The 4997-nt window shown below is 55.5% G+C and carries 6 protein-coding genes; 4 read left to right on the forward strand and 2 right to left on the reverse strand.

Annotation, left to right across the window (positions count from 1 at the left end; translation table 11 throughout):
- Both H5U02_13925 and H5U02_13930 read left to right on the forward strand, forming a co-directional pair.
- Nucleotides 1-891: molybdopterin-dependent oxidoreductase (locus H5U02_13925; protein ID MBC7343519.1), on the forward strand; the 891-nt coding region annotated here is incomplete at its 5' end.
- Between the two features lie 215 nt (nucleotides 892-1106).
- A complete protein-coding gene (locus H5U02_13930; GenBank protein ID MBC7343520.1) occupies nucleotides 1107-1289 on the forward strand; it encodes a hypothetical protein in 183 nt (60 codons plus the stop codon).
- A gap of 243 nt (nucleotides 1290-1532) precedes the next feature.
- Here H5U02_13930 and H5U02_13935 read toward each other — a convergent pair whose 3' ends face one another.
- Nucleotides 1533-1793, reverse strand: coding sequence for a hypothetical protein (locus H5U02_13935; GenBank protein ID MBC7343521.1), 261 nt, complete (start codon nucleotides 1791-1793; stop codon nucleotides 1533-1535).
- Between the two features lie 168 nt (nucleotides 1794-1961).
- Here H5U02_13935 and H5U02_13940 point away from each other — a divergent pair, with 168 nt between their 5' ends.
- Both H5U02_13940 and H5U02_13945 read left to right on the forward strand, forming a co-directional pair.
- Nucleotides 1962-2228 carry a type II toxin-antitoxin system Phd/YefM family antitoxin gene (locus tag H5U02_13940; protein MBC7343522.1) on the forward strand — a complete coding sequence of 89 codons (267 nt, stop codon included), beginning with the start codon at nucleotides 1962-1964 and terminating at the stop codon, nucleotides 2226-2228.
- Nucleotides 2229-2239: 11 nt separating this feature from the next.
- Nucleotides 2240-2668 carry a type II toxin-antitoxin system VapC family toxin gene (locus H5U02_13945; GenBank protein MBC7343523.1) on the forward strand — a complete coding sequence of 143 codons (429 nt, stop codon included), beginning with the start codon at nucleotides 2240-2242 and terminating at the stop codon, nucleotides 2666-2668.
- A 904-nt stretch (nucleotides 2669-3572) separates the two neighbouring features.
- Here H5U02_13945 and H5U02_13950 read toward each other — a convergent pair.
- Nucleotides 3573-4559 (reverse strand): hypothetical protein, encoded by a 987-nt coding sequence (locus H5U02_13950; protein MBC7343524.1) that lies wholly within the window; start codon nucleotides 4557-4559, stop codon nucleotides 3573-3575.
- Nucleotides 4560-4997: the final 438 nt, after the last annotated feature.

Genomic DNA, 4997 nt, shown 5'->3' on the forward strand with positions numbered 1-4997 from the left:
TCGAACGCCTGGGTTACTGTCCACCAGGATGGTTCTGTTCACCTCGCCTCTGGCTGTATAGAAATGGGGCAGGGCGCAAAGACGACGCTCGCTCAAATGGTGGCAGATGTTATGGGTGTCCCGGTGGAAAGGGTCGGGGTGACGTTGGGAGACACCGAAGCCACCCCTTACGACGTTGGCGTGCATGCTAGCCGGGCTGCCTACGCAGGGGGCATGGCAGTTGTTAAGGCGGCACAGGAGGCCAGGAACAAGGTTTTGGATTACGCTGCAAAGGTCTTGGAGGCAGCGCCGGAGAACCTGGATATCGAAGACGGGATTGTATACGTGCGCAATGAGCCATCCAGGCAAATGACCCTTGATAAAATTGCCGAACACGCCCACCTTATGGGAGGAATCACCTTTACGGGCGTAGGCAATGCCGGTCATTCGCAGGCTCCGCCCTGGGAAGCGCATTTTGCCGAGGTGGAGGTGGACGTGGATACGGGGCAGGTCAGCGTGGTCAAAATGGTGGCCGCACACGATGTGGGAAGAGCGATAAACCCACAGATTGTTGAAGGACAATTGGAGGGCGGTTTGGCGCAGGGCATAGGCTACGCGCTAGCCGAGGAGATAAAATACGATCAATCTGGTAGGCAGATCAACAAGAGCTTCCACGAGTACATGTTGCCCACTGCTCTGGATGTCCCGGAGATGGAAGTTATCCTTGTGGAAACAAACGACCCCACGCATCCCCTCGGAATTAAGGGGGTTGGCGAAACCGCCCTGGTACCTTCGGCGCCAGCCGTGGCCAACGCCGTAAGTGACGCGATCGGCTGCAGGTTTTTCGAGCTTCCGATTACGATGGAGAAAGTATATGCTGCCTTGGCAAAGGAGCGGGAAAAAAATTGTTAGTCGGGTAGAACCCAGCGTTTTGGCAACCGCTGAACGTTCGGGAGGGTGTCAGACGTTGCCGCTGTTTGCACGAAGAAGCGCAAAAACCATAGCCCTGTTAGCCTCTACCCGGTTGGCCGCTAACTCAACACGGGGATAACACTTATGAAAAGGCGGAAGCCCGGCCTGGGACACTGGTGGCGGAAGTAAGCCCTCAGCGAGGAGTTTCGGACTCGATGGGGCGGCTGGTGGGGTTTCTGGCCAGCCTCACGGACCGCGTGGTGGCGGTGATATGGTCTGGCGACGTGCGCAGCCAGGGGGGTGTACGGGAGCACTTGGGCGCTGGAGCAGTTGTGGGAGAAGCGGGGGCTGGGGTTTTGGTTGCGGGAGCTTGCCCGGTGCAAGAGGACCTCGTTTGACCTGACGTTGCGGCACGGGCTAAGGTGTTTGCTGGGCTGCACAGCCCGTCGTCCGAACGCAAGGTGTGCGAGTGGCTGAGGACCGCTCACGTGGAGGGAGCTAGGGGCTCTCGCTTCACCACATGTACCGGGCTTCTTGACGTGTTTACCACGTCTGGCCCAGGCTTGAGCCCCAGCTTCTCTCTCCCTGGAGCAACTGGTGATGGTGGACACCGCCCCGTGCCTGTTTAGCACCACGAGCGTTTACTTTGAAGGAGATGGTCCATCAATAAAAACGATGAGCTGCCGCCCATCTTCGGTAGTGGTATGCACCAGGGCCACGCTCTTGCCCTTGCCCTGCCGGTAGTGCCGGAACTTGACGGTGTGGCACCTGGGATCCCCGCAGGAACACTGGGATGTGACCATGAGCCCGTCGATCTGGGCAAGATACGGCTCCGGGTCGATGGGCGGGCCGGGCGGAACCGGCCTTCTGAGGATAGGGTCATGCCAGCGGCTCCGGGCCATGTACTCCCCGGTAGGAAGCAGGGCTAGTACCTGGCGGAGCCAGCCTTTCTCTTCTTGTGTGAAGGGACGCGGGTACTGGGGGGCGAGAATCAGCCTCCCTTTCAGAAAGCGGAAGCGGTTGCCTTTAAGGTGCCGATAGCGTATAATGGTTATAGGAGGTGACCATTTATGGTAGCCATAAATGTCAGTCAGGCTAAAAAGTCATTTCTGCAACTGGTGCGCCAGGTCGAAAAAGACGGAAGCGTTGTCATCGAAAAGAAAGGCGAGCCCGTAGCCGCCATCATTTCGTATTCTGAATACCTGAATCTGAACCGGCTAAGGAGTTACTTGGCCATGCAGGACCTTTCCCGAACCCTCAAGGACTCTGGCCTCAGAGCTGAAGAGGTCTTCCGCGAATCCAGGAGAGAACTGGAGCAAAGGAGTGTTCAATCCTGACAGCAAACCTTGTGGCCGACGCCAGTGTCATACTGCGCGCCTACTTCCCAGACGAAGCTACTCCGCAGGCTCAGCAGCTGATGCTTGATTACGCCCGCGGGCAGGTAAACCTCTACGCGCCCCGCCTGCTTTTCCTGGAGCTCTTTAACGCGATCCTGGTAGCCGCGCGGCGCGGCCGGATAGACCGGCCTACCCTCCACAGGCTGGCAGAAGAGGTATCCTTGCTCCAGATCGGCTGGGTGGACGTGGAAAACCATGGCAATCAGATACTGGCCTTGGGCAAAGAACTCTCGCTGACATCTTATGATGCTTCCTACGTCCTCTCTGCTCAGCTGAAAGGTTGCAGGTTAGTGACTGCCGACCAGAGGCTCTACAATGCGACCAGACACCGGTTTCCATTTGTTCTCCTGTTAGAGAACTACCAAAAGGCAAAAAGCTAGCGGCACCGAGGGAGCGAACAGGTTTGCCGGCAAAAGCTGGCCCCCAAGCTTCTCTGGTCGGGCGAAGGTGCTAAAGCCCCTCACCACGGATAGCGCATCGATAAACCTATTTCTTAAAGGTGAACCTATAGCCACTCTCCATACTGCCTGGGAGATCTATAGGTGTTATTAGCGATTCGCAAATGAAGCTTGCATCTCTATAGGTGTCCGGGCTGTAGCCATCGGATCTAGGATACTACGGATCGCTTAACCAGAACCCTTTCATCTTGGTATCGGGCTACGCGGTTGCAAGGGGCTCCATTTTCTGGTGGCCGGCCATTGCTGCTATACTAATGGCCTGGGAGCAGTCTGCTGAAGCTGGCCGAGGCTTTTGAAGGCCCCCTAACCTGTCTAAGGGGCACGACCATTACCTAACCTAACAACCCAGCCAGGGGCGATAACCGGCCGCTAGCCCAGCCAGCCGGCTCGCGGCACCCGCGGCTAGCTGGACTACCGGGTGACCATATAGGCATGGAATGGCTTCTAAGTGGCTTTAGTAAGCTATTGTTTTTGGGCCAATGCTGTGGTCAGCAGTTCGGCCATCTTGGCTTTGCTGGGGACGTGCCCACCCAGCTCCTGCACTACTTGGCGGCTTAGGGCTCCCAGTCGCTAACCGTTAGCGCAGCCCTAAGGGCAGCCAAGAGCCCAAACGTTCTGTTGTTTGGCCTTCTTAGGGGTGGGCGGGGCGTAGCAACTACGCTACTTCTGGGTACGCTACTTCCGGGCTGACCAACCATACTTTCATCCCCGCAGACTCCTCGAGGCGCCGCTAGTAGTAGCGGGCCTTCGGCGCGGCTGCCGCCTGGAAAGACCTAAAGTAAGAAGTAAGTTTCGTCTTCTTAGCAATGGAGCAGATCTACGTAGTTCAGCTGGTGTTTCTTAGGGCCCTCAACATATTAAAGATATCCTCTGGTTGCGCGCCCTTGGCATCTACCTTGACCACTATATTGCCGTACAGTACGCCGAAGCGCATCAGGTATCCGGTGGCAGCATCTCCAGCGTCGTTGACTGAGTAGGCCCTTGCCTTAACGGCGGCAAGGGTGAGTTCTTCAGCCTTGAAAATGGGGTCATCTACTATTCTTTGTAGGTTTTCTGGTACAGATTCTGCGCGCGGAATGGGATACAGGGCCAAGTCATAAGTTTCAGGCTTATTTATGTCCACGATCCGCGCCATGTCATCGGCAGTCTTGCGGCAGATAGTCCATTCCAGATAGCCTGTGTTGCTTACATACCCGAGCCTCAGCTCATTGCGGTTTTCACTTTTGATCCGCCGGGCCGATTGAAAGCTATAGCCAGGCGCATTCACAGGCACATATATTCCGAAATCGAGGTCTGCCCTCGCTTGGCTAAGGGTTAGCTCATCCTCACTCCCCTTGCTGATAGAGTCCGGCTTGATTTGGCTCAAATCTACAGGCCCTCCGGTCACAATGAGATTGACCAGCTCAGTTAGTTCCTGTTTAGCCTCTTCTTTCCCGCTGAGTTCGATGTAATATCCTGTTTCCCCAAGGAGGAAAGAAGCGTAGTAAAGAGTGTCTCTTCCGTCAGATGAGTCACTCCAGTACCCAGCTGTGACTAAGGTGCCGTTTATGTCAGAGGGTTTTGGATCATCCGGGTACAGGAAATCCACGGGAACTAGACCTTTTGCCATTTGGATCTTTATTAGGTGGCCGGTGACTTTGTTCTGGCATGTAATGGCAACTTCATCCAAATTGCCCTGGCCTGAAAACCCAGCGACTGCACTTACTGCGTACTTCTGGTTGATGGTGAGCCAAGTGCCTCCAAATAGCTTAGGCATCTCTTTCGGGGCAAGCTCCTTGGTGAAATAGCCCGGGATGTATTTTTTAGCTGCCACTGAGGGAGCTTGCTCGGCGCGGTTGAAGAAAAGAGCTTCGGAAGGCGCGGCCGTGGACAGCGGGGCGCCGCCCTGCCGGCTGGCTCCCGAGTTCATAAAGTTTATTAGCTCTAGGCCCAACAGATGGGGAAGTGCCCAAACAATCATAAGTGCGAGCATTGCGCAGGCAAGTGTGGCCACCAAACGGCTGGAAACTGCCCGCTTAGGCCTTGATCTGCTCCTCAGGCGGTTCATGATTTTCTCGTGCAGGACTCGATCAACGGACACATTGTCCATGTAGCTCCGGTACTCTTTCATAAGGCTTCCTCCTTCAGAATAGTTCTAAGCTTTTGACGTGCTCGGGTGAGCAAACTTCTGACGGTGGGTTCTCTTTGTTTTGTTATCTCCGCGATTTCTGCTGAAAAGGTGAATAACGATTCGATACTTTGCCGGCAGAGA

The organism is Clostridia bacterium (genome assembly GCA_014360065.1).
In the GTDB taxonomy this organism is placed as follows: Bacteria; Bacillota; DSM-521; order Neomoorellales; family JACIYF01; genus JACIYF01.

Coding starts and splice junctions, on each gene's coding strand:
- H5U02_13930 (MBC7343520.1), top strand. CDS start 1,107: ATGGGGCGGCTGGTGGGGTTTCTGGCCAGCCTCACGGACCGCGTGGTG.
- H5U02_13935 (MBC7343521.1), bottom strand. CDS start 1,793: ATGGCCCGGAGCCGCTGGCATGACCCTATCCTCAGAAGGCCGGTTCCG.
- H5U02_13940 (MBC7343522.1), top strand. CDS start 1,962: ATGGTAGCCATAAATGTCAGTCAGGCTAAAAAGTCATTTCTGCAACTG.